Source organism: Bradyrhizobium sp. SZCCHNS3052 (assembly GCF_032484495.1).
In the GTDB taxonomy this organism is placed as follows: Bacteria; Pseudomonadota; Alphaproteobacteria; order Rhizobiales; family Xanthobacteraceae; genus Bradyrhizobium.
On the sequence record NZ_JAUETB010000001.1, the window covers coordinates 1,016,060 to 1,042,597 of the forward strand.

Sequence of the window (26,538 nt, forward strand, 5' to 3'; positions counted from 1 at the left end):
CCAGAGTCGCGCGCATGACTCTGCATTGCTTCGTCGCTTCGCTCCTCGCAATGACGGATGAGAGAAGCAGGGCCCAGGTGGTTAACGGGTGGTTCGAGCCGACTCGAAATCGGCGATGATTGTGCGTCCGCATCATTAAAAGTTGAAGCGTATTCCTCGCACGTCCGCCGATGTTCTCGGACGATGACGATGAGCAAAACGCCAATGTCCTTGCAGATGCGGCCGTCCATGACGGCAACCGCCGAGGCGGAGTTCCCCTGGTTCACGGCCGCGATGCTGGCCATGGAAGCCGGCGAGGTCATCCGACTCCGGCTGGAAAAATTCGCGCGCGGCGAAGCCGATGCGGGCGAGGAGGCGGAGCTGATGGTCAGCGAAAAGCTCGCCGCAGCCCTGGAGGCGACGGCGAAGCTGATGGCCGGCGCCAGCCCGGCGGCGGTCGTCGATCTCTATCGGGATTATGTCGCGGCCAACGCCGAGCGGCTGTCGGCGTAAGCCCCGCGCAGTCCGATTGCGTTGGACTGCGTATGTCGAGCAACCGGGCGCGGATGAGCTGGTCGAAACGCCGCCGACCGGGCGGTTTCATGCGTCCAGGTGCGGTGTTGCCATCGCGATGAAGATCGGACACCTTCCCGAAAGCACCGACTGCTGTTCACTCCTTTCGCCGGACCGATCCAGTGCGACTGCTCATACGCCTCATGCAACGCGTGCTGGTCGCCGGGCTGGGGATCTTCACGGTCTGGCTGATCGTCTTCGTGGTGTTCGAGACCGCGAACCGCAGGCTGCCTTGGATTGTCGCAGTCGGCGTCAGCTACGCGTTCGCGGCCTATGTCGTTCTGCCACGCGTGATCCGGTTGAGTCTCAGGATTCTTCAGAAGCGGCGAGTGCCCAGCTACACGATCACGGGTGATGGATTGCCCGGCGACCCCGTCAATCTCGCCCTGGTCGGGACGCTCCAACAGCTTCGCGCAAGCTTTGCTGCGGTGGGGTGGTCTGAAGCGGACCGATTGGGCCTGACGAGCTCTTGGGCCATGATCCGCGGCTTCGTCCTCGATACGCCTTACCCCACCGCTCCGTTCAGCACGCTCTATCTGTTCGGACGCGGCCAGGATATCGGCTTTCAGAAAGCCATCGGCAACAGCCCGCGACAGCGCCATCACGTCAGGTTCTGGGCTGTTGGCCTGGCACACGCAGAGCAAACCTGGAATGCAGGCGATTTCTGGTCCAACGCCGATCGGCCGGCGGTCGATGAATCCGCTCTGTGGGTCGGAGCCGGCACGAAGGACACCGGCCTATCGTTTACTCGATTGACGTTTCAGGTCACGCACGCCACCGATCCGGATGTCAACGCCGAGCGGGACTACATCATGGCCGAACTGATCAGGACACGATCGATCGAGATCGTGGAGCTGTACAAAGCCGGTCAGAGCCTCCCTGAGCGGGTCAATCACTACGTGACGGACGGTGACATTGCGTTGGCGAGCATGTTGGTCTCCACCACGGACGACGGCACATGATTGCCGTCGTCTGTCTAATGGACATGCTGACGAGCCTCTTTCGATGTCGTTCGCTCTGCTCGGGGCCGGACCAGGAAGGCGGTGCCGAGCAGGACGACCATCGCCACGCAGACGACCGTCAGGAACGCCTGATCGAAGGCGCGGTGAGCGTGCGAGGTGACGATGGCAGCGACTTCGGTTGGCAGCCGCTCGGCAGCGATCAGCGCCTCGTCGATGCTGTCGCGCGCAACGGCGGGAATGCCGAGGCCGTCGGGCAGAACCATGAACGCCGTATAGACTCCGGACAGGATGCTCCCGAAAATGCTGATGCCGATCGTGCCGCCGAGCTCGAACGACACCTCCTCGATCGACGCGGCCATGCCTTCGCGGCCTTCAGGCGCGTGATTCATCACGGAGTTGGAGGCGGCGGCAATGGATGCTCCGAGCCCGAGCCCGTTGATCGCGATGCAGACCAATTGCAGGGCCAGATTGGCGTTGTAGCAGAGCAGGTAGCCGGCCGCGCCGATGCCGGCGATCAACAGCGCGCCGGACATCGTGGTGGCGGCGCCCACGCGACGGAGCATGAGGCTCGCGAGCGGCCCGCCGATGAATGCACCGAGCGGGGCCGGCAGGATGTACAATGCCGCCTGCAGCGGCGAGTAGCCGAGGACGAGTTGCAGGCGCTGGCTGATCGCGAGCTCCGTCCCCGCAATGGCAAGTGAAGCCACGATCGCGGTGATCACGCTGAGCGTGAACTCGACGTTTCGGAACAGGGTGAAGTCGAGCAAAGGATCCTCGAGACGCAATTGACGGCGTACGAACACCGTCAACATGATGACCGTCGCGACAGCCGTGCCGCCAAGGACGACATAGGAAGACTGGCGACTGCCGAGCTCCTCGACGACGTAGGCGAAGCCGATCAGCCCGGCCATCACCTGCACTGAACCGAGGAGGTCCCAGTCGCGCTCAGCACGATCGGCCGGTGCAGGAATCAGCAGCAGGCCGGCGACCAGCGCCAGGACGACGAGCGGCACGTTGATCAGAAAGACCGAGCCCCACCAGAAATATTCCAGCAGGACACCGCCGACCAACGGGCCGACTGCCGCCCCGCTGGACGCAACGGCTCCCCAGATCGCGATGGCGAGCGCCCGTTCGTGGTCATCGGAGAAGGTGATGCGAATGATCGACAGCGTCGCCGGCATCATCAGCGCGGCGCCGATCGCGAGCAGGACGCGTCCGCCAACCAGGATCGTGGCGGTCGGCGAATAGGCGGCGACGACCGAGGCCAGTCCGAAGACGATGAGGCCGGCGACGAATGTCCTCTTGTGCCCGACGCGATCGCCGAGTGAGCCGAAGCCCGGAAGCAGACCGGCGACGACGAGCCCGTAGGCCATGACGATCCACAATTTCTCCGAAGCGGTTGCTCCGAGCTCATGGGTCAGGCTGGGCAGCGCGGTATAGAGCACCGTCATGTCGATGACGACGAGCGCCAGCGCGCTGGAGACGGTCAGGAGGATCAGCCAGCGATTACGTTTCGACATCGGCGAATCCGCCGGCGCAAAATTCTGTTCAGTCCGTGCATTCGCCATCTCGTGCACCGTCCTCATTCCCATTCAGAGTCTGTCGCGATGCGTGATCCGGCCGTTCATCATCGTCAGCTGAACGTTCACCTTGCCGATCTCGTGCGGCCCGACATCGAACAGGTTCTTCTCCAGCACGATCAGATCGGCCAGCTTCCCGACCTTGATGGAGCCGATCTTATCCTCCATGCGCATCTGGTAAGCTCCATTGATTGTGTAGCCTCGGATGAGCTGCGGCAGGCTCAGGCGTTCGGCAGCGGGCGGATGGACCAGGCCGTCGGGCTTGCCGGGCTCCTGGCGCGTATGGCCGGCCTGTACCGCCTCGAGCGGCTTGACCACGACCTTGGAGCCGGTCGCCAGGGCATCCATTCCGAACGACACTGTGACGCCTTGGTCGATGAACGTCTTGAAGCTGTACATGCGGCTCCAGCGCTCTTCGCCGTAGATCTCGCGGATGCGACGCTGGCTCGTATCCGGCACGCCCCACTGGATCTGGGTGTTCGCAATCAGGCCGAGCTTTCTGAAGCGCGCAATGTCCGAGGGCGCGGTGAGGAACGCGTGGCAGATGGTATGGCGACGGTTGCCGGGGCCCTGCCTGCCGAACGCGGCTTCGTATCCATCCAGGCTCATACGAACTGCGGCGTCGCCGACGGCGTGAAGGTGCGTATCGATTCCCTCCGCATGGGCTTCGCGCAGGATTCGATTCAACACGGGCGACGGCAACAATGGTTCGCCGCGCCAATCCTGGCGTCCGGCATAGGGATCCAGCAGGTAGGCGGTGCGGCTCAGCTCGGTGCCATCGACGATCAGCTTGAGCACCTCGGCCTTGACCAGCGGAGTGCGATAGCGCTTCCGATAGGCCCGAATGATCGGCAGCGGATCGACGTTGGGGTCGTTGTGATAGAGGCTGCCGATCACGCGTTGCAGCAGCTTGCCGCGGCTCTCGAGGTCGACCAGCATGTCGAAACCGTGATGCTGCTCGGTCGGCCAGGCGCTGAAGCCGGCATCGAAGAGGGTGGTGATGCCGGCGGCTGCGAGCTTGGGCTGCCATTCCTCGATGGCGGCGGCGGCCGACTTGAGGCCGAACGGTTCGATGCCGTGCTTTTCGAGCGTCTTCAGTACCGCGAACAGCGCGGGTACTTCCGAAATGAAGCCAGTCGGCTCGCCATTGGGATCCTTTTCGTACCAGGAGGAGCCGGGCACGACGTCGCGTGGGGTGTCCTTCGTGATGCCGGCCATCTCCAGCAGCTTGGAATTGACCCAGTAGCTGTGCAGATCGCAACTGACGAGCAGGACCGGCCGGTCAGGGAAGATCGCGTCCAGCGGTTCCTTGCGGGGACCCGAGGCGGGAAACGCGCCCGCGATCCATCCGAAGCCGAGAATGAACTTCTCGTCGGAATGCGTCTTGGCGTAATCGCGCAGGATCTCGGAGATGCGCTCAGGATCTTCCTCGTTGACCCAGGCGCCGCGGGCAAATGCCAGAGTGCAAAGATGCCAATGCGCCTCGACGAAGCCCGGCATCAGCATGCGGCCCTTGAGGTCGATGACCTCAGCCCCCCGTCTGGCAAACTTCATCGCTCCGGCATCGTCGCCGACATAGACGATCTTGTCGCCCTTGACGACGACGGCCGCCGCCCAGGGCTGCGAGTCTTCCACCGTGTAGACGCGCCCGCCGCGAAACACGGTCGTGCGATTGGGGGCGGCGAAGGCCGGAGCCGAGCCAGCGGCCGCGAATGCTGCGGCGGCAGCCGTTGTTGCAACCATCTGGCGACGGGTCAGTCCGCCGCCCTCCGGCTTCGACGCCGCGAACAGCGAACCGATGGCTGAGCCGCATGCGATGCACATTGTCCTGCTCCGAAAAGCCAGCGTTCCGCGTGAGCCGCATTATTCCCTGATCGAACGCTAAACTACGTTCCTCCGCGCCCGCCAGGATTGACCGCGATCAACTCGGCCTCAAAGGCGTCGAGCGTGCGCACGCAGACTGACGCTCTGGATGCTTGCTGATGGTGAAAATTCAAATCGAATGCCTCCAGACAGGATTGCAGACCGGATTGCTGCTCACGGCCACAGAGGCCGCTCGTTCCAAGCAGCGTCATTTTGGAAACAGGAAAGCCAGGCTGGCGCGAAACTGCCAATGCGATGCCTGGTCCGGCTTCAGCAGATTGTAGTACGCGCCCACCTCGGCATTGATCGGCTGCTTATCGACCATGAAGAGCTTGCCCACGCCGACGCCGATCGGGACGACCCAGCGATCATTGCCCTTCGCGAGCCAGTTCGCCGTAATGATGGGACTCGAGCTGATGTAGGACCCGTCGGAGAAGTTGTAGGTCACGAAGTACTGCAGCATCATCTGGTTCACCGGCGCGCGGTCGCTCGGACCTGCAAACGACCAGATGTTGTTGGCGAGCACCCCGAGCACCCATGGACCCGGCATGGTCAGCGCGACAATGGTCGGACCTGCGCTCCATTTTCCCGAACCGAGGGCGGGATCGGTCGCCGACGGATAGGAAAAGGTCGGGCCGACACCCCAGATGAGGGCGCCCGAATGGGACGGGGTGAGCGCGAAGATCTGGTTGATGTCGCCGACCCCGCCGATCCGGCCTTGCTCGGGGGAAAAGCGGATCTGGGCGATGCCGGGAATGGTCGTGCGCGTCACCAGATTCCAGTCGGCATTGAGCTGGAACGGGATGACCGGCTCGATCTTGAAGACGTCGGCCGTCTGCCGGTACGGGCCCGTATTCGGCATGGCGATATTCTCAAGGCCGACGCTGATCGTGTCCGCGATCGGGTTCTGCGCCGCCTTGGCCAGATCTTCGAGCGACGGCGTCTTGGCCTGCTGTGCCAGGGCGCCGGAGTCATGGCAGAGTGCCGAGATCAGGAGCAACAGAACCACGTGTCGGAAGGCTCTCGGCGTCCTTGTCGACCTCGCTGTCGAAGCGCCGCTCTTGCAGCCACTGTCTCGCGCCCGCACCGTGTGGCCCCGCTGCATCACGTGAAGGTCGGAAAACGCTCGCCCGCGAACAGGGACCGCCGGAGACGAGACCAGTTGGACGCGAACTGGAACGTGTCGAGATCGGTGTAGGTCTGGCCGATCACCTGCATGCCCGAGGGCATGCGGTCCTCGACCAAGCCGAGCGGGACATCGACGACCGGATAGCGGTTGAGCAGATTCCAGTGCCACGTCAGCGCCAAGCCCAGACCGGTGCCCACCCACGGGTCCACCTTGTTTTCCTTGCTCTTGAACATGTCGGCCCCGACAAGAGGCGTTGCCATGGTCGGCATGAGCAGGATGCGGTACCCCTTGCCGAACACGCGCTGCTGGACCTGGCGGTGCAGCCGCTGCAGCAGCTCTTCGGCTTCTTCGGCCTGGCGCGGTCCGACCGGGCCGACCTGGTCGAGCATTTCGGTCATGTAGGGCGAGAGCTGATCGCGATGCGCATTCGAGATCTCGATCGCAGTGCCGATGGACGTCGACATCAGCCCGCGGATGAAGACCATCTTGTGGGCCTTCGTGAAGCCGCAATCGACTTCGTCCACCGTGCAACCCGCGGCGCGCAGAGCCTCGATGCCTCTCAGCATCGCAGCCTTCACGGACGGTATGACGTCCGCAATGCCGGCGCCCCAATCCACGGCGATGCGCCACCCGGAAAGGCGCGGATAACGGGTGGGATAGTCGAGGCGAGGGCGCATCGCGGCCATCATCCGCTCGGACGGACCGACGATCGCGTTCTGGAGGCGGACGAGGTCGTCGAAGCGCCGCGCCATCGGGCCCGAGGTCGCGAACGGGATTTCCCCACCGGCCACGCGTCCGAACGGCGGCCTGAAGCCATAGAGACCGCATTGCGAGGCGGGAATTCGGATCGAGCCGCCCATGTCCGAGCCCATGGCGAGCGTCGTGAAGCCTGCGGCCAGCGCCGCGCCCGATCCCGCCGACGACCCGCCCGGAGAGTATTCGAGATTCCATGGATTGCGTGTCGTGCCCCAGGCGCGGGTGGACGCGCCGAGGAAGAGGTAGAATTCCGGCACGGTCGTCTGGAACGGCATGACGGCGCCGGCTGCCTCGAGCAAGTCGGTGATGGCCGAGTTTTCCGTTGCCGGCGGCGAGTCCTTGTAGAGGAGCGAGCCCTGTGTGGTCCGCCAGCCCGGCCTGGAGAATTCGTCCTTGATGGCTACCGTGATCCCTTCGAGCGGCCTCTGGTTGCCGCGCCGATAGCGGTCCTCGGACAGCTTGGCCTCCTTGAGCGCCTGATCGAAATGCTCGTAGGTGATGCAATTGACCTTCGTGTTGTAGGCTTCGATCCGCTTGATCTGCGCCTTCAAGAGATCGACCGGCGACGCCTTGCGGGCCCGGAACATGGCGATGAGATCGGCGACCGACGCGTAGCAGAGCGGATCGGCAGACTCGGCCCGCGCGGCCGGCAAACCGAGCTCGGACGCGACCAACGCCGCTCCCGCGCCTTTGATGAGCATTCTTCTGTCGATCATATGCGCCTCCGCATGTCCGGGAATCGGTCTGAGTATGTCGATGTGGTCCTGAAGGTGTCGGTCCGAGACGTCGCCGGAGTCAGCTTCGCTGTTCGTGCCTGACCTGACCGTTCATGACGGTCATCAGCACCTTTGTGTTGTGGATGTCGTGCGGGGCGACTTCGAAAAGGTTTCTTTCAAGCACGATCAGATCGGCGAGCTTGCCGACCTCGATCGAACCGACCTTCTGGTCGAGCCCGAGCTGATAGGCCGGGCCCATGGTGGCGGCGCGGATCGCCTCTTCGAGGCTGATCCGCTCGTCGAGCGGCACCAAAGCCGGCTGATCCGGCTTGTTCAACTCCCGCCGCGTGGCCGCGATCTCGATCGCATCCAGCGGCTTGTAGGTGCTGTAATAGCCGGCGGCCGGCCAATCGGTGCCGAGCGAGATGTTGGCGCCATGACGCAGGATCGAGCCGGTGCGAAACGCCTGCTCGGCGCGCGCGCCGACGCGCGGCCGCATCACGCCCTGCCAAGAGGCATCCGCCACCGACCATTGGGCGGAGAACTGCGCGGTGACGCCGAGCTTGGCGAAGCGCGGCAGATCGTCAGGTGAAACAAATACGAGATGCGCCAGCGTGTGCCGGCGATCGCGCGGCGGATTGGCCTTGATCGCGGCTTCGAACGCGTCCAGCGACAGGCGGTTGGCGCGATCACCGTAGGAATGGATGTGAATATTGAGGCCCGCCCTGTCGGCGCGGCGGATGATGTCCTTGAACTGCTCCGGCGGGACCAGCGTCTCGCCGCTCGTGCTCGGATCGTCGCTATAGGGGGCCAGCAATGCGGCGGTCCGTTGGGCTTCGCCGCCGTCGATGTTGAGCTTGAGAACGGGCGCCTGCACCAGTTCGGAATTGAAGCGTCGACGCAGGGCCTTCGCGATCGGCACGGGGTCGATCGCCGGATTGTTGTGGTAGGTCGATCCGACCACACGGAACGGCAGTTTTCCTTTGCGCTCCAGATCCTGATAGAGTTCGTAGCCTGTCTCCTCGGGCAGAACGAGCAGTCCGGCATCGAACACGCTGGTGATGCCGGCGGCCGACGCCTTCGGCAGCCACTGTGCGAGCGAGTCCGCAATATAGCCGGTCGTGAACGGCGAGACCGCGTTGAGGACCGGAAACATCGCCGGTGGCTCGACCAGATAGCCGGTCGGCTCTCCCGAGGCCGGGTCCCGCTCGAAGTAGCTGTAGCCGGGCAACGGATCCTTGGTCGCCTTGGTCACCTTGGCAATCGCCAGCGTCTTGGAATTGACCCAGGCGGAATGGCCATCGATCCCGACGAGAAAGACGGGCGTGTCCGGCCAGATCTGATCGAGATCCTCCTTGCGAGGGCCGGTCGGCGGAAAAGCATTATAGCGCCAGCCGAAGCCGCGGACGATGCCGGCCTGGCCCAGCTTGGCGCGATAGGCCTTCAGGGCGTCGAGCATCTCCTCCCTTGTGTCGTATTGAAGATCGACACCCCGAGTCACGACAGCGCCCGCTATCGGATGGATGTGTCCTTCCACGAAGCCGGGCAGCAGCATCCTGCCGGCGAGATCGACGACGCGGGTCTTCGGGCCGATGAAGGACCGGACGCCCGCGTCATCGCCGACATAGACGATGTGCTTTTGCTTGACGGCGACCGCGCGGGCCCATTCCCGGCCGCCGTTCACGGTGTAGACCGGGCCGTTGCGAAACACGATGTCGGCCTTGCCGCCGCCGGTTCGCGCCTCGGCGTTCGTCGGAGCGGACACCGAGGCAACGCCGGCTGCGGCGAACGCCGCGCCTGCCTGCAGGAGCCTGCGTCGTGACGGCTCGGCCTCGTTGACGGAGCCAAAATCAAGCTGGAGCAAACCACGGAATCTTGCCCAGTTGCATGCGATGCACATGCATTCACCCTTACACGCTCTGCGGGAAACGCATTCTTCTTGATTCCGCGGATCAAATGAACTCGGGGGAACTACGTAGCCCTTCGCGTGCGAAGCGTTCGCATGAGCCGTGCGTGTTCGAGACGATTAGATTCGAATGACTGTCATTTCGGGAGGAAGTACGCGACGTCCGAAGCGGAATGGCCAAGCAAGCAGGGCCGCATCACCTTGTCATGGACGCCGGCCTGCGCCAGTTTGCGATTGGGTTGCGAACTCATCCGATGTGCGGAGTTCAGCTCATGGCAACGAAATCGATGTAACCTGCAAGCGTGCGATTCGTGTGGCTCTGCGAGCAAGACCCCTGATCTGGCTGCTTCCGTGTAGCAACTGGCGGTCTCGCTTCGCTCGGCAATGTGTTCTCATGATCTTGCTGCTGGCCGTGATGCTCCAGCTGAGGGGTGACGGCAGACCGACGGAGTGAAGAATGTTCACACTGGCACATGCAGGGACTTGGCTCGTCGTCGGCTTGATTGGTGGCGGCCTTGCCGGAATCCTGGTGAAGCGCCGCCGAGCCGGTTTCGGGCTCCTCACCAACATCGGATTGGGATGCGTCGGCGCCCTCATCGGTGGTGTCTTGTTCAACCTGTTCGGGTTGTTTCCAGGCATGGGCAGCATCGTCATTTCGCTGCGCGATGTCGTCGCGGCGTTCGTCGGCTCGCTGGTCCTGCTGGCGGCAATCTGGTTGTGGGGCGCAGCCCGCGAACGGAGTCCGCGCTGACCGCAGGCGGTGGTCAGCCGGAGTGACGCGCGGTCTCCGCGCGCCAGTCGCGCGGGCGCATGCCGAAGCGCTGCTTGAAGCGGCGCGTGAAGTGCGACAGATCCGAAAAGCCCCAGTCGAAGGCGATGCGGCCGATGTCCCGGCCGCATCGGGCGGGATCGCGCAGATCGCGCGCTGCGCCATCGAGCCGGCGCTCCATCACCAGGTCGGAGAAGCTGGTGCCGGCGCGGGCCAGCAGCTTGTGCACGTAGCGCTCGCTGATCCCGACGACAGATGCGATGGTCGCCACCGTCAGGCCGGGCTCGCGCACCCGCTCGTGAATGGCGCGGCGTAGCGCCAAGGTCGTCGCATCGGCAAATGAGGTGGTCGCATGCGGCTCGCGGCGGCCGCGGCGCGCCAGGCTCAGCGCCACCAGATCGAGCAGCACGCCGAACAGCGCCGACGCATCGTCGGGCGCGAGCCGCAGCGCATTGGCGTTGAGGGAGCGCGCCGTCTCCACGATCAGTGCGCCGACGCATGGATCGTCGGACAGCCGCGTCGGCGCGATGTCCGGCTCCGCCGGCAGGCGGCTGCACAGCGCATCGGCGGGGACGCGGAACGAGATCACGCCGAGCGACGGCCCGCGATCGTGCTGCAGCACGAAGGTGCGATCGCTGTCGAAGATGCCGACCTGACCGGCGGACAGGCTGACATCGCATTCGTCCTGCAGGATGGTGCAGCGGCCGGCGAGCTTGAGGTTGAGATAGAAGCAGCGCTGGGTGGAAGCGGCGATGTCCGTGCGCGAGCGGCGTACGATGTGCTCGGGAAAGCTGACGCGGTTGATGGCGCCGCTCCCGAGGCTGATGCTTTGCACCTCCGCAGCGAATCCGATGCCGCGCGCCGGCTCCGGCGTCAAGTTCATGAAGGCCTGGCAGATCGCCTCGCGGTAATACGAGAACTGCTCCTCCGGCCGCACCGCCGCCGTATTCCAGCTCCGCTGCCGTTCCGGCTCGGCGCCCATCGGTTCACTCCGAGACCAATCGGGTTCAGTTGCAGCCAAGCGCCGCGGGCGCGGTCCGGCCCATAGTCCTTGCACCGCCTTCCATCGTGCAAAGGAACGTGATCATGTCAACCTACGTCCTGGTCCATGGCGCCTGGCATACCGGCGCCGAGCTCGAGGCGGTCGCCGCGCATATTCGATCCGCCGGCCACACCGTCCATCTGCCGACCATCCGCGGCAACCGCCCCGGCGACGCAAAGACCACCGGCCTCGACGAGGCGATCGCCTCGATCTGCGACTACTTCAGCGAGCACGACATCACCGACGCCGTGCTGATGGGGCACTCCTATGGCGGCATGGTCATCACCGGCGTCGCCGACCGCATCGCTCAGCGCATCCGCCGCCTGGTCTACTGGAATGCGTTCGTGCCCAACGACGGCGAGTGCCTCAACGACATGGTACCACCGCACTATGTTGCGCTGTTCGACGCGGTCGCTGCGGAGCGCGGCGACGGTTCGGTGGTGCTGCCGTTCCCGGTCTGGCGCGAGGCCTTCATCAACGACGCCGATCTCGCCACCGCGACGCGCACCTATGAGATGCTCAATCCGCATCCCAACAAGACCTTCACCGACAAGATCAAGCTGCGCGCCAATCCCGCCGAGATGGCAATCGCGAAATCCTACATCAACTGCACCGAGGACACGGCGCTGCCGCACTGCCTGCCATGGCATCCGCGGCTGTCCGGCAAGCTCGGCCTGTTCCGGCTGGTCCAGTTGCCCGGCAGCCATGAGCTGTGCTTTTCCGATCCCGGCCGGCTCGCGCAGGCGATCATGGATGCGGGACGCGATTGACGGCGCGTGTCGTCACGCTCCCGGTGTGGCGCCGGGCGGTCATCATTTCAGGTTGTGATCGGCATCACATTCGCCGGGAGCGCGATCGGCCAGACTGATCTCCGATGAATGCAGCCCAGCGGGGCATCCATCCTCGCCGCACCATCGGAGAACGCGTCATGGCCCAGCTCCATCTGACGTCCCCTCGCGGACTTGCATCCAAGGTGTCCGCCGCGAATGCGCCCGCGCGGCCGGCCGCGACCAAGGCCGGCTGGCTCGCGATGGCCGCCGGCGCGATCACGACCGTGTTCGCCGCGATCGGCGCGGTGAACAGCGTCCTTCCCGCGGCGTCGAACGTCGGCGCGGCCGTGCTCGAAGCGCTGAACGTGCCGGCCTGCCTGTCCTATGCCGATCGCTATGACGGCACGCAGAGCAGCTTCCGCAAGGAAGGCCAGCTCTGGCGCGAATATCCGCGCGGCTCGGAGACGTATAGTTACGAGTTCAAGGAGATCCGCCGCACGCGCCAGGAGATCATGCTGTGGAACGTGACGCCGCGTCCGAACGTGCCGGATGCCGCGAGCCTCGTCGTGCATCTGCCGGTGTGCGGCGGCATGGCGGTGCTGACTGAGGGCCTGCCCGAGCGCGCGACCAATCTGCAGCAGACCTGGCCCGACCGCGGCTGAGGCTCCGACGCGGACAGGCGAGTTCGGAATATTTCAGCACGATCCAGGCCGGTGCGTGGTCGCTGGCGCCGTCCTCGCCGCGAATGGCGCGGTCGACGCCGGCCTTGGCAAGGCGCGGCGCGAGTTGCGGGCTCAGCAGCAGGTGGTCGAGCCGCAGGCCGGCATCGCGCGGCCAGCGGTTGCGCTTGTAGTCCCAGAACGTGAACATCGGCGCGTCCGGATGCAGCATCCGGATCGCGTCGCACCAGCCTTGATCGACCAGCGCCTTGAAGGCGGCGCGGCTCTTCGGCTGGATCAGCGCGTCCTTGTCCCAGGATCGCGTCGGATAGATGTCGAGCGTAGCAGGCGCCACATTGTAGTCGCCGGCGAGCACGGCCGGCAGGTCGTCCTTGATGAAATCAGCCGCGTGTTTCTGCAGGCGTTTGAACCAGGCGAGCTTATAGTCGAATTTCGGCCCCGGCTGCGGATTGCCGTTCGGCAAATAGAGGCAGCCGACGACGAGGCCGCGCACCGCGGCCTCGATGTAGCGCGCCTCCTCGTCTCTGGGATTGCCGGGCAGGGCGGTGCGGGTCAGCACCGGCTCGGCCTTGCGCGCAAGGATCGCGACGCCGTTCCAGGTCTTCTGACCCTGCCACACCGCGCCATAGCCGGCCTTGGCGATCGCATCGACGGGGAAATCGGCCTGGGTGCATTTCAGCTCCTGCAGGCAGACGATGTCGGGCTTGGCCGCGCGCAGCCAGCGCAGCAGATTGGGGAGCCGCCGCCGGACATTGTTGATGTTGAAGGTCGCGATCTTCATGAGGCCCGTCGCCGTGGGGATGGTCCGGATGACCAAGCTCGCAATCGGCTTTTTGTTCACGCGGCAGCGTCGATGCAGCCAAGGCTGCCTACGAAAGCCCGGCCTGTCAGGCAACCCACGCGCTTCTCGGCGGCGCGAGTCGAGAGGCGCACGCATCTACTTCGGTCGCGACGTCACCAGCGCACGGATCTTGTCGGCATCCTCCGGCGTCGCGGGATTGTAGATCACCATGGTGAGGTCGGGCCGGCCATCGACGGCGAAGCCCGAAAATTCTATCGAGAGCGATCCGGCGACGGGATGCTCCAGAGCCTTCACGCCGTCACCGTGCCGCCCTTGCACATCGTTGTCGCGCCACATCGCCGCGAATTCCGGGCTCGTCGCGCAGAGCTCGTCGACCAGCGATTGGACATTGCGGGCCGCGCCGGCGCGGGCCACGTCGGCGCGGAAGGACGCGACCACATAGCGCGCCACGGCCTGCCAGTTGGGCTGTGCTGCGCGGACACGGCTGTCGTGGAACATCATGCGCAGAACATTGCGCTGGCCCTCCGGCAGGGTGCTGTAGTCGGTGAGGACAGCCGCAGCCGCCCTGTTCCAGGCGAGGATGTCCCATGTCGCCGTGCGAACGAAGGCGGGACTGTATTCCAGCGTGTCGAGCACGCGTTGGAGACGGGGTGAGATGCCGTCGATCGCGTGATAGCGGGCTTCGGGTGGCCGGCCGAGACCGAGCAGGAACAGATGCTCGCGCTCGGCGTCGGTCAGCATCATGGCGCGAGCGATGCGGTCCAGCACGTCGGCGGAGGGCGCGCCGCCGCGCCCTTGCTCGAGCCAGGTGTACCAGGTGGCGCTCACATTGGCGCGCTGCGCCACCTCTTCGCGCCGAAGCCCCGGCGTTCGCCGCCGCTGCAGCGGCAGGCCGAAGGCGGTCGGATCGAGCTTGGCGCGGCGATCCCTGAGATAGGTCCCGAGAGGGTTGGCGTCCGTCATCCTGTTAGCGATTATACCCGTATAAAGTCACGACTTTACCCGCATGAGCAGCCTAGCAATATCCCGGCGGTCTGAACAGGGAGTGTGTCTCATGCGCGTATTCGTCACCGGCGCCGCCGGATTCATCGGCTCCGAAACCACCAGGGAGCTGATCGCCGCCGGGCATCAGGTCATCGGCCTCGCGCGCTCCGCCGAGAACGTCAGCACGCTCGAGCAACTGGGCGCGCAGGTTCATCGCGGCTCGCTGCAGGACATCGAGAGCCTGAAGCGCGGCGCGAAGGAGGCCGATGCCGTCATCCATCTCGCCTTCATCCACGACTTCGCGAAATTCGCGGAGAACGGCGCGATCGACAAGGCCGCCATCGAAGCCATGGGCGACGTGCTGGCCGGTACGAACAAGCCGTTCATCGTCACCTCCGGAACGGGGCTCGTTGCGGCCAACGTGGTGGTCACCGAAGACATGCGGCGCGAGTCGTCAGCGCATGTCCCGCGCGTGTCCGAGCAGACGGGTCTCGCCTATGCGTCGCGTGGCGTGCGCGCGATGGCGATCCGCCTGCCGCAGGTGCACGGCGCCCCCGGAAAGGCCGGGCTGATCTCCTATCTCGTCGAACTCGCGCGACAGAAGGGCCGCGCCGCCTATGTCGGCGAAGGCACCGAGCGCTGGGCCGCGGCGCATCGATCGGACGTCGCCCGCCTGTATCGGCTTGCCCTGGAGAAGGGCATTGCAGACGCGATCTATCACGCCGTCGGCGAGGAGGGCGTCCCCATGCGCGAGGTCATCGAGGTGATCGGCCGCGCGCTGAACGTGCCGGTCGTGTCGATCAGCAAGGAGGAGGCGGGCGACTACTACGGTCCACTGGCGATGTTCGCGGGCCTGGACATGCCGGCCTCCAGCGTCCTGACACAGCAGCGCCTGGGCTGGACGCCCGAGGGCATCGGCCTGATCGCCGACATCGGCCAACCGGGTTATTTCAAGGCGTGAGCGTCGGCCGCGACCGCGGGAAGTGCACGAGCCAAGCGCAGGGGGCGCGCGAGTCTTGTGCACTGCCACCGGCCTCATGCGATCGGCACGACGCCGGCACCGTGTCGTCCGCGCGCCCCGCAATGACGGCGACGCGGAGATTGGGGCCTTCGGGCGAGAGGCGACTGAACGTAGCGCTCCTGCCGTCATCGCTGCTAGTCTGGTTCATCCCTGCATGAGCCCGCCATGGCAAAACAGCCCATCCCGCACCCGATCCTCTCGACCGCCCGCCTGCGCCTACGACAGTTCGATCCCGGTGACACCGAAGCGATGCACCGGTGCTTCAGCGATCCGGATGCGATGCGCTTCTGGAATCATCCGGTTCACACCAAACGGATCGAGAGCGAACGTGCCGTCCGCCGGTTCATCGATTGCACGCCGTCCTACTACCGGTTCTGGGCGGTGGCACAGGCCGAGACCGACCGCTGCATCGGTATGGTGAACTATCACGACGGCCACATGCGTGCGAAGCGCGTCACGATCGGCTACATCGTCGATCCTGCCCGGCAGCGCGATGGCATCGCCACCGAGGCGGTCGCTGCGATGCTCGATTTCTGCTTCGGCGAGCTCGGCCTGCACCGCGCGCAGGCGCTGATCCATCCGGACAATGCCGCGTCGCGCAAACTGGCCGAAAAGCTCGGCTTCCGCTGCGAGGGCCAGTTGCGCGACCACCTGCGCGTCGGCGGCGAATGGCGCGACGACATGCTGTATGCGTTGCTGAAGACGGATCCGCGCGGGTGGGGGCACAATGCGTAGCCCGGATGAGCGCCACGACATGCGGGACCCATGGCGCGGCACATCCGCAACGGTCTCGTGATTCCGGATGTCGCTACGCTCATCCGGGCTACGCTTGCTGTCTCGAGCCTTGAAAGGGACGCCGCAAATTCAGTACAGGCGGCGTCCCAAACTGTGCTGGGGCTAACTATGAGTTGGTTCGGGGCGGTATTCCTACTCGTCCAACGAGGTGTGATAAGAAGATCGCGAATAGGAGCAGATCCGTAGCAATTTGCAAACCTACGACCGTGTTTGCACCGGGCGGATAGCCGAGGGTGCCAAGAACCGTAATCGACGAAAACAGAGCGTCTTCCTTGCGTACGTTGGTTCCGACAATTTGATACCAAATAGCAAACATAAAAATGATCTGAGCGACGTTGCAGATAAATAGGATAAGTGATCGCTCCGTAGATTCGACGCTCCCCAAGACTTTTGAGAGAAAGACCACGTCCAACAATGCGACAACCGAGCTTGTCGAAAAATAAGCGCAAAGGGCGCCTGCCCATTCTCTCGGCGTAAGCCAAAATGGGATCACTAGCTCAATCGGTCGAAGCCAGAACCAAATCGTCAGTCCCAAGCAAACTGATACATAGATCTCGATCGCAATATCGGGGCGTCGGCGAGCAACGGGTATTTTCTGAAGATAAAAAGAAAGGGATAAAGGCCAGATCCAATAGAGACCAGTGGCGAGGATGGCTTCAAACCCTGCTAATGACCTCCATACTTTCGAGCCTTCCGCGGGCCATGGCAATTTTCGTTGCATATGGGTGCCCTCGACGCCTCAAGACCCGTGTGGTGTTTCAAACCGGGAGAAACTTGGCCGAAAATCTGGAAGAGTCCAGATAAAATAGAACTCACCACGCGAGTGCCGGGGGAACGCTAGCGACCCCTCGTGAGAGTCATAGAGCGTTATGGATTGGCTTGGGCGTTAGTCCCCCCGCGTTGGTCGGCAGATCGCGCCCCAGTCCCGGGCGGCCACCCGCCCCAGTGGGTGTGCGGTCGGCGGCTATGCCGCCGGCCCCCCCGTTTTATACAGTTCAGCACTGTCACCTTAATACCCATCCACCTGCTCATTGCGGGGACGTTGCCACTGCGTTCCAGCTGATTTCTTAATGATTGGATCATATCGATGATCCTGGTCCTCAGGCGGCGGTCATGCGTGGAGGTTAGGCATGAGTGACGATGTGCCTTGGTACGTAAGTCTCGTCATAGCCTGGTTGCCATTGATCATGTTCGTCTCAGCCGTTGTATGGAGCACGCGCCGGCTTCGGAGATCTCTGATGACCGACGACGGTCGCTCGCTGGTGCAGGTCGTCGGTGATCTGGCGGAGGAGATGAAGCGCGTGAATGATAGAAGATGGTAACCCGCCGCGCGGATCATCTGAGCCAGACTGACTGATATCGAAGGCAATCGTAGGGAAGAGCTCGGGTATGGCTAATGATGTGCCTTGGTATGTAAGCCTGATCGTCTCCTGGCTTCCCTTTTTCATGTTCATTGCCGCTATCCTATGGAGCTCACGGCAGCTTCGGAAATCGCTGACCACTAGCGATGGACGCTCGCTGGCACAGGTTGTTGACGATCTCGCGCGAGAGATGAAGCGGACGACCGAGATCGGTGACGAGGGGCGATCATAGGACTTGGCTCGCGTCTTGCTGTGCCCCCCATTCGGCGAGGCGCAGGAGCGATCGGCTGGACTAGAATCACCTGCGCCAAAGCACGATTTTCTCAGCAATCTCAACGCGAATCAGCCTGTCCAGTCCCTACCGCGAAAATATTCGACTTTCGTTTTTCAGAAAATTATGGTTCACTCCCGCCGTCCCGCCTCGACACGAGGGGCGTATCGCGATCGTCATGACACGCGGGGTGGGATGTGGTGGGCGCTTGGGGTCGCAGCATGGCTTGAGGCCGTGCGGACGAACGGCACGAGGCGCACGTCGAAGACGTATGGTCCTGGCATCCCGACGCTGATGCTACGCCGGTGGTGATGATGATCCGCCGGTCACGGGGGCAAGACAGCCGATCCCCGGGGAGAGTACGCATAAGGCGTAAAGCCATCGCGCGGGGAATGCCGGTTGACCGGCTGAACCTGTGGTGACTGCCGCCTGCTTTTTTTCTGCAGGCGGGCCATGGGTGAGGCCTTCACCCGGCATTCCCTGCGCCCTCGTCTTTCGAAGAGGGTGAAAAAGAGATGCAAGCCTCGGGCGTTACATGCCGCGAGAACGATGGCTCATGTCAGTTCACCGTCATTGCGAGCGCAGCGACTTGTCCGCCGTAGCTCGAAGAGCGAAGGCGGAAGCAATTCAGGGTGGTGTGCGGGACTCTGGATTGCTGCGCTCGCAATGACGATGTGGAAGCAGCTGTATGCACGTCAGACAGAGAGCGTTGCTGCGCGCGATCAGCTTTCCGCGGCCGCCGCGCCGCCCTTGTAGATGCGATGATAGCGCCGGCCGAGATTGGTCAGGACCTCGTAGCCGATGGTGCCGAAATGATGCGCGAGCTCGTCGACCGTGATGCCCTCGCCGAGCAGCGTGGCGAAGTGGCCGCGGCGGGCTGCCTTCGGCGGCAGGTCGGTGACATCCACCGCGATCAGGTCCATCGAGATGCGCCCTGCGATCGGGCAGCGTTGGCCGGCAATGATGACGTCGGCGCCGCGGGTGCCGTCGTTGGAGCTCGCCGCGCGGAAATAGCCGTCGGCATAGCCGGCGGAGAGGATCGCGATCTTTGTCGGGCGGCGCGCCGTCCAGGTGCCGCCATAGCCGACCGTGTCGCCGCGCGCGAGGTCACGCAGTTGCACGATGCGCGCCTTGATCTCGGCGACCGGCTGCATCGGATTGTCGGCCTCGGGCGTCGGATTGACGCCGTAGAGCGCGGCACCGGGCCGCACCATGTCGAACTGGAAGGCGGCACCGAGGAAGATGCCGGAGGAGGCGGCAAGCGCGGCGGGCACGCCGGTGAACACGCTGGCGACCTCGCGGAACGCAGTGAGCTGGCGCGCGTTCGACGGGCTGTTGATCTGCTCGGCGGAGGCCAGATGGCTCATCACCAGCGTGATGCCATGGTCGCCGCCCTGGATGCGCGGGATCATGCCCTGCGCATCGATCGGGCTGAGGCCGAGCCGGTTCATGCCGGTGTCGACATGGATGGCCGCGCCGCCCTTCCAGCCGGTGCGGCGGCAGAACATGTCCCATTCGGCGAGCTCGTTGAGGTCGCCGATGACAGGACGGCAGTTGATCGCCGCGTAGTCTTCGCCGGTGTTCTGGAAGAAGCCGTCGAGCACGTAGAGCGCGGCGCTGTCCGGCAGGGCGGCGCGGGCGACTTTTGCCTCCGCGAGCGTCGCGACGAAGAAGGTCTTGCAGCCGGCCGCGGCGAGCGTGCGCGCCACCTGGGGAATGCCGCAGCCATAGGCGTCGGCCTTGATCACCCCGGCGCATTCGGCCGGCACTGCGGTCTTTTCCAGTTTGCGCCAATTGGCGGCGAGCGCATCGAGATCGATGGTCAGCACGCCGGTGGCGCTGGCCGGGACAGCGTCGTCGACCGCCGAGACAGGTTGCTCGGCGGGTTTCTGTTCGGGAACACTCATGTGGCGCTTTTACGCGCCGCGGCGTCACGGTTCAACCGCGTCAGGTCAATAGTCGTGGTGCTGCGGCGGCAGGCCGTCATGGGCGAGGTCGCCGAAGCGGGTGACCGAGGCGTCGAAGTGCAGCTCGACCGTGCCGGTCGGGCCGTGGCGCTGCTTGCCGATGATCACCTCGGCCTTGCCGAGCGCCAGATCCATTTCCATCTGCCACTTCTGGTGCTCCTCGGTGCCGGGACGCGGCTCCTTGGCGGCCAGATAGTACTCGCCGCGATACACGAACAGCACCACGTCGGCGTCCTGCTCGATCGAGCCGGATTCACGCAGGTCCGACAGTTGCGGCCGCTTGTCCTCGCGATTCTCGACCTGGCGCGACAGCTGCGACAGCGCGATGATGGGAACGCTGAGCTCCTTGGCCAGCGCCTTCAGGCTGGTGGTGATCTCGGTGATTTCCTGGACGCGGTTGTCGTTGCCGCGCTTGCCCGAGCCCGACAGCAGCTGGATGTAGTCGATCACCAGGAGGTCGAGGCCCTTCTGGCGCTTCAGCCGGCGGGCGCGCGCCATCACCTGCGCGATCGAGATGCCGCCGGTCTCGTCGACATAGAACGGCAGCGACTGCAGCTCGATCGAGCACTCGCGCAGCTTCTCGAAATCGGCCTCGGTGATGCCGCCACGGCGGATGTGGCTGGAGGGAATGCCAGAGCGCTCGGCGATGATACGGGTGGCGAGCTGCTCGCCGCTCATTTCGCAGGAGAAGAACCCGACCACGCCGCCCTGGGCGGCGCGATAGGTCCCGTCCGGCTGCAATTCGGGAACATAGGCCTGGGCGACGTTGTAGGCGATGTTGGTCGCGAGCGAGGTCTTGCCCATGCCGGGACGGCCGGCGAGGATGATCAGGTCCGAGTGCTGCAGGCCGCCCATCTTGGCGTCGAGATCGCGCAGGCCGGTGGAGATACCGGACAGCTTGCCGTCGCGCTGGAAGGCCTTGGCGGCCATGTCGAGCGCGGTCGTCAGCGCCTGGGAGAATTTCTGGAACCCGCCGTCATAGCGGCCGGACTCCGCGAGCTCGTACAGCCGGCGCTCGGCGTCCTCGATCTGGTTGCGCGGCGCGAAGTCGACCGGCGCGTCATAGGCGACGTTGACCATGTCCTCGCCGATGCCGATCAGGTCGCGGCGCAACGACAGGTCGTAGATGGTGCGGCCATAGTCCTGGGCGTTGATGATCGTGGTCGCTTCGGCCGCGAGCCGTGCCAGATACTGCCCGACGGTCATGCCGCCGATGTCGACGTCGGCCGGCAGGAACGTCTTCAAGGTCACGGGCGTCGCGACCTTGCCCATCCGGATCAGGCTGGACGCGGTCTCGAACACGGTCTGGTGCAGCGGCTCGAAGAAATGCTTCGGCTCGAGGAAGTCCGACACGCGATAGAACGCGTCGTTGTTGACCAGGATCGCGCCGAGCAGACCCTGTTCCGCCTCGATGTTGTGAGGAGCGCTGCGATAGGCCGGCGTTGCTGCGTCAGCCGACGCCAGCTTGTGAACGTTCGAATCGGTGAGTGCCATGACCGCGTGTTTAGCAGCTTTGAAGGGGAGGGGATAAAGCGCCAGTCGCGCGCGAAGCGGAAGCGAAAGCTGAGCGCAATTCACCGTCTGGTAAATCTGGTGGATGAATCCGGACTCGCCAGATGCCGCGCTTGACGGAACCGACAGGACTCAACGCCGCGCGAGCGCGAGCGACACGCCGGTGCAATCAACCGGCGCGATCGTTCGACACGTCGGCGAGGCGGGAACGAGAGCCGGTACGGCAGGGCGTGCCAGGGCCGCGCGTGGATCCGCGCCCGGCATCAGACCAGCAGCAGATACAGGAGGGCGATCAGGGATGCTCCCACGCCCGCGGCGATCAGCGCGTAGTCGGTGCTGAAGTCGGTCTGGGGTTCCAACATGGCTCTGGCGGGGCTCGGGGACATGCCAGGACACTACGGCCGGGCTTCCCCGGGGTCTGTGAGCCAGTTCACAGACCGCACGATTTGTTTGAAAATTTGAGTCGGATGGGCATAATCTCGCGTTTGGGATGCAAGGCGTCCATCGAGCATCTCAGAATTGAAGTCGAGACCGGCGCGGCGCAGCCGAGGGAATGCGGCCGTCCGTCTCTGCAGGACCATTGCACTGGCGCCGCCCTCCGCTGTCGTCGCGGGCCGCGCGCGCTACTCACCCGCCATCTGCAGCGCCGGGCGGCTGCCGCGCTCGCGCGCCCGCAGCCGCGTCTCCTCACGGTGGACGTAGTCGCGCGTCATCGGCACGACGCCCTGGCGCTTCGTCAGCTGGATCTGGACATTCATCAGGTTCTGCTTGCGGAACCCCATTTCCGCGGCCGCCAGGTAGAACTCCCACATCCGCGCGAAGCGCTCGTCATAGAGCTGCACGGCCTCGTCGCGCCGGGCCATGAAGCGTTCGCGCCACGCCTTCAGGGTCTCCGCGTAGTGCAGGCGCAGGATCTCGATGTCGCAGACGAGGAGCCCGGCGCGCTCGATCGCCGGCAGAACCTCCGAGAGGGCTGGGACGTAGCCGCCGGGGAAGATGTATTTGGCGATCCAGGGATTGGTCGCATCAGGGCCCACGGAGCGTGCGATCGAATGCAGCAGCATGACGCCGTCGTCCGCGAGCAGCTCGGCGCTGCGGCGAAAGAAGGAGTCGTAGAAGGCGACCCCGACATGCTCGAACATGCCGACCGAGACGATGCGATCGAACGTGCCGGGCACGTCGCGATAATCCTGCAGCAGGAAGCGGGCGGAGGCGGAGAGGTGCCGTTCGGCCGCGCGGGCCTCGGCAACCTGCAACTGCTCGGCCGACAAGGTCACGCCGGTCACGTCGGCATCACACATCTCGGCCAGGTAAAGTCCAAGCCCGCCCCAGCCGCAGCCGATGTCGAGGACGCGATGGCGGCGGCCGATCAGCAGCTTGGCCGCGAGATGACGTTTCTTGGCGAGCTGGGCATCGTCCAGCGTCGCGTCCGGCGTCTCGAAATAGGCGCAGGAATATTGCCGGTCGGCATCGAGGAACAGCGAATACAGCCGCCCATCGAGATCGTAATGATGGGCGACGTTGCGGCGCGCGCGTGCCCGGATATTGAGCTGGCGCAGGTGCCGGATCAGATAGCGCAGCCACCATTGCGGCCTGGCCCAGTCGGGCACCACGGCCGGCTGGCTCATCACGATCGACAGCAGGTCCGCGATCGTTCCTCGTTCGACCACGAACGAGCCGTCCATATAGACCTCGCCGAGCGCGAGCTCGGGGTTGGCCAGAATCCGGCGCTCGGCTTCACGAGTCAGAAATCGTGCCGCCACGGGGACGCCGGTTCCATCCCCGCAGCTGAACGACGTGCCGCTGGCGGTCGTAAAGCTGATCGAGCCACGGCGAATGAAGCTACTCAACAGACTTCGCAGCAAACGGTCCATCCACACCACCCAACGAGCTATTCCCGTGAGTTGCTGACTTTCCCGGCCGTCGCACTCGACGCGTTGAGAACCGATTGGTTCCCTATCATCACGTTGTTATGTTACCCGGCGGGCACAAGCCGACGCCACTGCCATGAACACAACGCCGATATTCCGAACCGTCATTGATCGATGGACATCTCGGCGCAGGAACATCTGTGCGCTTTCATTCGCTCCGCAATCCGTTAAAAAGGCCGCGGCCGCCGGCCTTTTGGCCGGTGTCCGGCATCTGACCGCCGGACGAGGTCTGAAGGGATCGCCGTCGAAGGCGTGGAGCGACCGCAATGTCCGCTGTCACGTTCGGCTGATAGCGAGAGGAAACACGGCAGCGGATGTCGCGCGGGGCGGCGCCGTGTGGGCGAAACCATAGCTGGAGAATGAGAATGGTGGGCCGAGCGCTCAATTTGGCGACGGTGGTGGCGGTGTTCTGCATGGGCTTCGCGGGGGCCGCCGTTGCGCAGGAAAATCTCGATGCGGGCAAGAGTCCTGCGCAGATCTACAACGGGACCTGCGTGGTCTGCCACAAGTCGCCGCGCGGCCTGGCCAAGAACACCTCGGCCAGCTCGCTGCCCGGGTTTCTGCGCCAGCATTACACGACGAGCCCCGAGATGGCCGGCGTGCTCGCCAACTACCTGATTGCGAACGGCGCTGCGGATGCGCGATCAACGGGCCACTCCGGCAAGGAGACGCGGTCCGAGCGCCGCGCCCGGTCAGCCGCCACCGAGCCGCCCGAGGCGAAACCGGCCGCCGCGGATGCTGCTGCGAGCCCAGGCGAGCCGCGCCGCCGTTCGGGTCATCACTCCAAGCGCTCCGCGCCGGCCGAGGCGAGGCCCGACGCGGCAGCAGATCCAGCCGCTGCGCCGGCCGACGGCGAGGGCAGCGCGCCCGCGAAGAAGGGCCGGCTCGGCAAGCGCAAGAAGCCGGCCCAGGAGGGCTCGGCTGCGGAAGAGACGCGCGGCGAGCCGACCGGTGCGACCCGCCCGTCGGCGTCGCGCGAGGACAGCGCTGCCGGCTCCGAGCCGCCGCGGGTCGAGCCGGCAAGATCGAGCGAGGCCGCGCCGGCGCTGCGCGCCGACCCGGTCCCGCCGGTGACGCCGGCGCCGGCCACGACCCAGTCGGTGCCGTCGGATCCCTCGGTTCCGTCCTCGCCCTCGCGGTGAGACGACAATGAAAAAGCCCGGCTCGGGGAGCCGGGCTTTTCCGCAAATGGGCTGGCGCGCTTACTGCTGCGCAGGCTCGCCGGCAGCGCCCTCGTCCTGGGCCTCCGGATCGAAGAACTCGCCGGCGGCCGCGATCGCTTCGGCGGCGGCGTCGCGGTCCTCCTGGCGGGTCGAGATGTCCTCGCCGCGCTTGATGCGCTCGGCCTCGTCGGCGCTGCGGGCGACCGTCACGGTCACCGAGGTCTCGACCTCCGGGTGGATTGCGATGGTGATCGTCTGCTTGCCGATCGTCTTGATCGGGGCGTCGAGCCAGACCTGCGGCCGGCTCACGGTGATGCCGTCGGCGGCGAGGGCGGCGACGATGTCGCGCACCGAGACCGAGCCGAACAGCTGGCCGGATTCGGAGGCCTGGCGGATGATGACGATGTCGCGGCCGTCGATCTTCTCGGCGACCTTGGCCGCCTCGCCCTTGGCCTTGATGTTGTTGGCTTCGAGCTCGGCCTTCATGCCCTCATACTTGGCCTTGTTCTCGGCGGTGGCCCGCAGCGCCTTCTTGCGCTTCAGCAGGAAGTTGCGGGCGAACCCGTCCTTGACCTTCACGATCTCGCCCATCTGGCCGAGCTTGGCGACACGTTCCAGCAGAATGACTTCCATCGATGTTCTCCTTGTGATGTTCGGAAGCGGTTGGTGTGAGGTTGAACTTTTACGGCACCGGCAAAGGCGGCGGCTGCCGCGGGCCGTAACGGTGACGGAGGTCGAAGGCGGCGTCGGCGAGGCCGAGGACGATCATCGCCAGCATGGGGATCGGCCAGATGAAGGTCAGCATCAGCGCGTAGGCGAGACCGAGCCAAAGCGGCCGGGTGCGCAGCGGCAAGGTCAGCGTATGCAGGACCGCGAAGCCGGTGAGCGCATAGGCGGTCAGCAGCGCTGCGGCGGCGATTCGCGCCAGCATGCCGATCAGCCCGCCCGGGAAGCAGAACGCGATGATCGCAAACAGCGCCGGCAGCGTCATCAGCGGCAGCTTGGTGTCGCGCAGGCGCGGCCATGGGCGCATCAGCCGGCCGGAGATCGCCGTGATCTTTGCGGCCGCCAGGACGTTGAGCGACAGGATCGTGGTCATGATCACCGCGGCCATCGGCGGCGCCATGAAGACCAGGATCTCGACCAGCCGGGGAATGTCGACCGCATCGGTCGACGTGACGGTATTGCTGAGCACGCGCGACAGCAGCCGCCTGAGACCCTGATTGGTGGCCGTCATGTCGGTGCCGAAGGAGAACGCGGCAATCAGCGCTGCGATCACCGCGATCCACAGCAGGATGTTGCCGGGCGGATACCATTCGATGCCATCCTGGCCGGACGGGCTGGTCGTCGGACGGCCGAGCAGGACGAGGTGGCCGAGCCACCAGGCCGGCAGCGTCACGGAGACGGCAAAGGCGAGAGCGCGATCGAAGCCGAAGATGGCCAGCACGCAAGCGGTTGCTACGAGACCGCCGATGACGGCGCAAAGCCGGCCCCAGGCGATTGCAGCGACGAGCAGCGGCACGGGCGCGAGCAGCGCAAGCACGAGCGCCGTCATCACGCCCGATCCGGTCGAGGCGAACATGACCGCGGAGGCAGCGCCTGCCGCGAGCGCGATGAGAAGCGTTCCGATCATCAGCTGTCCCGCTCCCTTCGAGCGGTTAGAGGCGCCTTCGCCCCAACCATCGGCGACCGGACGACCCGGAAGCCTTATGAGAATTCAACGGAAGGAGCCGGCGGCGCGGGGCCGCCGGTCCGAGGTCCGCAATCAGCGGATGACGTAAGGCAGCAGGCCGAGGAAGCGGGCGCGCTTGATGGCGCGCGCGAGTTCGCGCTGCTTCTTGGCGGACACGGCCGTGATGCGGCTCGGCACGATCTTGCCGCGCTCGGAGACGTAGCGCATCAGCAGCTTGGAGTCCTTGTAGTCGATCTTCGGCGCGTTCGGCCCGGAGAACGGGCAGGTCTTGCGGCGGCGGAAGAACGGGCGACGTGCGGGGGCTTCAGCCATT

23 protein-coding genes and 1 pseudogene are annotated in these 26,538 nt (G+C 65.0%); 8 read left to right on the top strand and 16 right to left on the bottom strand.

The window, feature by feature from the left end:
• The first annotated feature begins 204 nt into the window (after positions 1-204).
• Positions 205-492: a hypothetical protein gene (locus QX073_RS04620; RefSeq protein ID WP_410051858.1), complete on the top strand. Its 288-nt coding sequence runs from the start codon at positions 205-207 to the stop codon at positions 490-492.
• 203 nt (positions 493-695) lie between these two features.
• On the top strand, positions 696-1,514 hold the full coding sequence (locus QX073_RS04625; protein WP_316225385.1) for an LssY C-terminal domain-containing protein: 819 nt from the start codon (positions 696-698) through the stop codon (positions 1,512-1,514).
• A gap of 14 nt (positions 1,515-1,528) precedes the next feature.
• On the opposite strand, the gene QX073_RS04630 is transcribed toward QX073_RS04625, so the two are convergent.
• The 5 genes from QX073_RS04630 to QX073_RS04650 form a co-directional block, all read right to left on the bottom strand.
• A complete protein-coding gene (locus tag QX073_RS04630; RefSeq protein ID WP_316225386.1) occupies positions 1,529-3,034 on the bottom strand; it encodes an MFS transporter in 1,506 nt (501 codons plus the stop codon).
• A 72-nt stretch (positions 3,035-3,106) separates the two neighbouring features.
• Positions 3,107-4,918, bottom strand: a complete 1,812-nt coding sequence (locus QX073_RS04635) for an amidohydrolase (RefSeq protein ID WP_316225387.1) — start codon at positions 4,916-4,918, stop codon at positions 3,107-3,109.
• A 247-nt stretch (positions 4,919-5,165) separates the two neighbouring features.
• Positions 5,166-5,966, bottom strand: coding sequence for a hypothetical protein (locus QX073_RS04640; RefSeq protein ID WP_316173832.1), 801 nt, complete (start codon positions 5,964-5,966; stop codon positions 5,166-5,168).
• Between the two features lie 95 nt (positions 5,967-6,061).
• Positions 6,062-7,558, bottom strand: coding sequence for an amidase (locus tag QX073_RS04645; RefSeq protein WP_316225388.1), 1,497 nt, complete (start codon positions 7,556-7,558; stop codon positions 6,062-6,064).
• Between the two features lie 79 nt (positions 7,559-7,637).
• Positions 7,638-9,422, bottom strand: coding sequence for an amidohydrolase (locus QX073_RS04650; RefSeq protein WP_316225389.1), 1,785 nt, complete (start codon positions 9,420-9,422; stop codon positions 7,638-7,640).
• A 499-nt stretch (positions 9,423-9,921) separates the two neighbouring features.
• Here QX073_RS04650 and QX073_RS04655 point away from each other — a divergent pair, with 499 nt between their 5' ends.
• Positions 9,922-10,215, top strand: a complete 294-nt coding sequence (locus QX073_RS04655) for a GlsB/YeaQ/YmgE family stress response membrane protein (RefSeq protein ID WP_315712445.1) — start codon at positions 9,922-9,924, stop codon at positions 10,213-10,215.
• A gap of 13 nt (positions 10,216-10,228) precedes the next feature.
• Here QX073_RS04655 and QX073_RS04660 read toward each other — a convergent pair whose 3' ends face one another.
• A complete protein-coding gene (locus tag QX073_RS04660) occupies positions 10,229-11,215 on the bottom strand; it encodes a helix-turn-helix domain-containing protein (protein WP_316194113.1) in 987 nt (328 codons plus the stop codon).
• 104 nt (positions 11,216-11,319) lie between these two features.
• Here QX073_RS04660 and QX073_RS04665 point away from each other — a divergent pair, with 104 nt between their 5' ends.
• Both QX073_RS04665 and QX073_RS04670 read left to right on the top strand, forming a co-directional pair.
• The gene (locus QX073_RS04665) at positions 11,320-12,045 is read left to right on the top strand and encodes an alpha/beta hydrolase (protein ID WP_316225390.1); all 726 of its coding nucleotides are present in this window, start codon (positions 11,320-11,322) and stop codon (positions 12,043-12,045) included.
• 158 nt (positions 12,046-12,203) lie between these two features.
• On the top strand, positions 12,204-12,707 hold the full coding sequence (locus tag QX073_RS04670) for a hypothetical protein (RefSeq protein ID WP_315755755.1): 504 nt from the start codon (positions 12,204-12,206) through the stop codon (positions 12,705-12,707).
• A gap of 31 nt (positions 12,708-12,738) precedes the next feature.
• Here QX073_RS04670 and xth read toward each other — a convergent pair.
• Together xth and QX073_RS04680 are read right to left on the bottom strand one after the other, a co-directional pair.
• Positions 12,739-13,506: pseudogene (xth, locus tag QX073_RS04675) on the bottom strand (exodeoxyribonuclease III); the annotation flags it as partial.
• 156 nt (positions 13,507-13,662) lie between these two features.
• Positions 13,663-14,490: a helix-turn-helix transcriptional regulator gene (locus tag QX073_RS04680; protein WP_316225391.1), complete on the bottom strand. Its 828-nt coding sequence runs from the start codon at positions 14,488-14,490 to the stop codon at positions 13,663-13,665.
• Between the two features lie 91 nt (positions 14,491-14,581).
• On the opposite strand from QX073_RS04680, the gene QX073_RS04685 reads away from it, so the two are divergent.
• On the top strand, positions 14,582-15,472 hold the full coding sequence (locus tag QX073_RS04685) for an SDR family oxidoreductase (protein WP_316225392.1): 891 nt from the start codon (positions 14,582-14,584) through the stop codon (positions 15,470-15,472).
• 225 nt (positions 15,473-15,697) lie between these two features.
• Entirely contained in the window at positions 15,698-16,267 is a 570-nt protein-coding gene (locus QX073_RS04690; protein WP_316194119.1) for a GNAT family protein, read from the top strand.
• A 166-nt stretch (positions 16,268-16,433) separates the two neighbouring features.
• Here QX073_RS04690 and QX073_RS04695 read toward each other — a convergent pair whose 3' ends face one another.
• The 5 genes from QX073_RS04695 to QX073_RS04715 all read right to left on the bottom strand — a co-directional run bounded on the left by QX073_RS04695 (position 16,434) and on the right by QX073_RS04715 (position 23,312).
• Positions 16,434-17,048: a hypothetical protein gene (locus tag QX073_RS04695; RefSeq protein WP_316184858.1), complete on the bottom strand. Its 615-nt coding sequence runs from the start codon at positions 17,046-17,048 to the stop codon at positions 16,434-16,436.
• A 475-nt stretch (positions 17,049-17,523) separates the two neighbouring features.
• Positions 17,524-17,781: a hypothetical protein gene (locus tag QX073_RS04700; RefSeq protein ID WP_316184860.1), complete on the bottom strand. Its 258-nt coding sequence runs from the start codon at positions 17,779-17,781 to the stop codon at positions 17,524-17,526.
• A 900-nt stretch (positions 17,782-18,681) separates the two neighbouring features.
• A complete protein-coding gene (gene alr, locus QX073_RS04705; protein WP_316173826.1) occupies positions 18,682-19,866 on the bottom strand; it encodes an alanine racemase in 1,185 nt (394 codons plus the stop codon).
• A 45-nt stretch (positions 19,867-19,911) separates the two neighbouring features.
• The gene (locus tag QX073_RS04710) at positions 19,912-21,420 is read right to left on the bottom strand and encodes a replicative DNA helicase (RefSeq protein WP_315712432.1); all 1,509 of its coding nucleotides are present in this window, start codon (positions 21,418-21,420) and stop codon (positions 19,912-19,914) included.
• Positions 21,421-22,061: 641 nt separating this feature from the next.
• A complete protein-coding gene (locus QX073_RS04715) occupies positions 22,062-23,312 on the bottom strand; it encodes a cyclopropane-fatty-acyl-phospholipid synthase family protein (RefSeq protein ID WP_316164701.1) in 1,251 nt (416 codons plus the stop codon).
• Between the two features lie 422 nt (positions 23,313-23,734).
• Here QX073_RS04715 and QX073_RS04720 point away from each other — a divergent pair, with 422 nt between their 5' ends.
• Complete coding sequence (locus QX073_RS04720; RefSeq protein WP_316170409.1) at positions 23,735-24,511, top strand: hypothetical protein; 777 nt, start codon at positions 23,735-23,737, stop codon at positions 24,509-24,511.
• A 60-nt stretch (positions 24,512-24,571) separates the two neighbouring features.
• On the opposite strand, the gene rplI is transcribed toward QX073_RS04720, so the two are convergent.
• The 3 genes from rplI to rpsR form a co-directional block, all read right to left on the bottom strand.
• Positions 24,572-25,165, bottom strand: a complete 594-nt coding sequence (rplI, locus tag QX073_RS04725; protein WP_315826786.1) for a 50S ribosomal protein L9 — start codon at positions 25,163-25,165, stop codon at positions 24,572-24,574.
• A 49-nt stretch (positions 25,166-25,214) separates the two neighbouring features.
• On the bottom strand, positions 25,215-26,165 hold the full coding sequence (locus QX073_RS04730; RefSeq protein WP_315749948.1) for a hypothetical protein: 951 nt from the start codon (positions 26,163-26,165) through the stop codon (positions 25,215-25,217).
• A gap of 132 nt (positions 26,166-26,297) precedes the next feature.
• Positions 26,298-26,537 (bottom strand): 30S ribosomal protein S18, encoded by a 240-nt coding sequence (rpsR, locus tag QX073_RS04735; RefSeq protein WP_008963441.1) that lies wholly within the window; start codon positions 26,535-26,537, stop codon positions 26,298-26,300.
• Between the last annotated feature and the right edge of the window lies 1 nt (position 26,538).

Bases quoted from the DNA above. Each gene is read 5' to 3' on its own strand.
- QX073_RS04680 (WP_316225391.1), bottom strand. From the start codon at position 14,490: ATGACGGACGCCAACCCTCTCGGGACCTATCTCAGGGATCGCCGCGCC.
- rplI (WP_315826786.1), bottom strand. From the start codon at position 25,165: ATGGAAGTCATTCTGCTGGAACGTGTCGCCAAGCTCGGCCAGATGGGC.
- rpsR (WP_008963441.1), bottom strand. From the start codon at position 26,537: ATGGCTGAAGCCCCCGCACGTCGCCCGTTCTTCCGCCGCCGCAAGACC.
- QX073_RS04710 (WP_315712432.1), bottom strand. From the start codon at position 21,420: ATGGCACTCACCGATTCGAACGTTCACAAGCTGGCGTCGGCTGACGCA.
- QX073_RS04625 (WP_316225385.1), top strand. From the start codon at position 696: ATGCAACGCGTGCTGGTCGCCGGGCTGGGGATCTTCACGGTCTGGCTG.
- QX073_RS04620 (WP_410051858.1), top strand. From the start codon at position 205: ATGTCCTTGCAGATGCGGCCGTCCATGACGGCAACCGCCGAGGCGGAG.
- QX073_RS04730 (WP_315749948.1), bottom strand. From the start codon at position 26,165: ATGATCGGAACGCTTCTCATCGCGCTCGCGGCAGGCGCTGCCTCCGCG.
- QX073_RS04645 (WP_316225388.1), bottom strand. From the start codon at position 7,558: ATGATCGACAGAAGAATGCTCATCAAAGGCGCGGGAGCGGCGTTGGTC.
- QX073_RS04655 (WP_315712445.1), top strand. From the start codon at position 9,922: ATGTTCACACTGGCACATGCAGGGACTTGGCTCGTCGTCGGCTTGATT.
- QX073_RS04690 (WP_316194119.1), top strand. From the start codon at position 15,698: ATGGCAAAACAGCCCATCCCGCACCCGATCCTCTCGACCGCCCGCCTG.
- QX073_RS04630 (WP_316225386.1), bottom strand. From the start codon at position 3,034: ATGTCGAAACGTAATCGCTGGCTGATCCTCCTGACCGTCTCCAGCGCG.
- QX073_RS04695 (WP_316184858.1), bottom strand. From the start codon at position 17,048: ATGCAACGAAAATTGCCATGGCCCGCGGAAGGCTCGAAAGTATGGAGG.
- QX073_RS04665 (WP_316225390.1), top strand. From the start codon at position 11,320: ATGTCAACCTACGTCCTGGTCCATGGCGCCTGGCATACCGGCGCCGAG.
- QX073_RS04700 (WP_316184860.1), bottom strand. From the start codon at position 17,781: ATGAACATGAAAAAGGGAAGCCAGGAGACGATCAGGCTTACATACCAA.
- QX073_RS04660 (WP_316194113.1), bottom strand. From the start codon at position 11,215: ATGGGCGCCGAGCCGGAACGGCAGCGGAGCTGGAATACGGCGGCGGTG.
- QX073_RS04635 (WP_316225387.1), bottom strand. From the start codon at position 4,918: ATGTGCATCGCATGCGGCTCAGCCATCGGTTCGCTGTTCGCGGCGTCG.
- QX073_RS04685 (WP_316225392.1), top strand. From the start codon at position 14,582: ATGCGCGTATTCGTCACCGGCGCCGCCGGATTCATCGGCTCCGAAACC.
- QX073_RS04720 (WP_316170409.1), top strand. From the start codon at position 23,735: ATGGTGGGCCGAGCGCTCAATTTGGCGACGGTGGTGGCGGTGTTCTGC.
- alr (WP_316173826.1), bottom strand. From the start codon at position 19,866: ATGAGTGTTCCCGAACAGAAACCCGCCGAGCAACCTGTCTCGGCGGTC.
- QX073_RS04670 (WP_315755755.1), top strand. From the start codon at position 12,204: ATGGCCCAGCTCCATCTGACGTCCCCTCGCGGACTTGCATCCAAGGTG.
- QX073_RS04715 (WP_316164701.1), bottom strand. From the start codon at position 23,312: ATGGACCGTTTGCTGCGAAGTCTGTTGAGTAGCTTCATTCGCCGTGGC.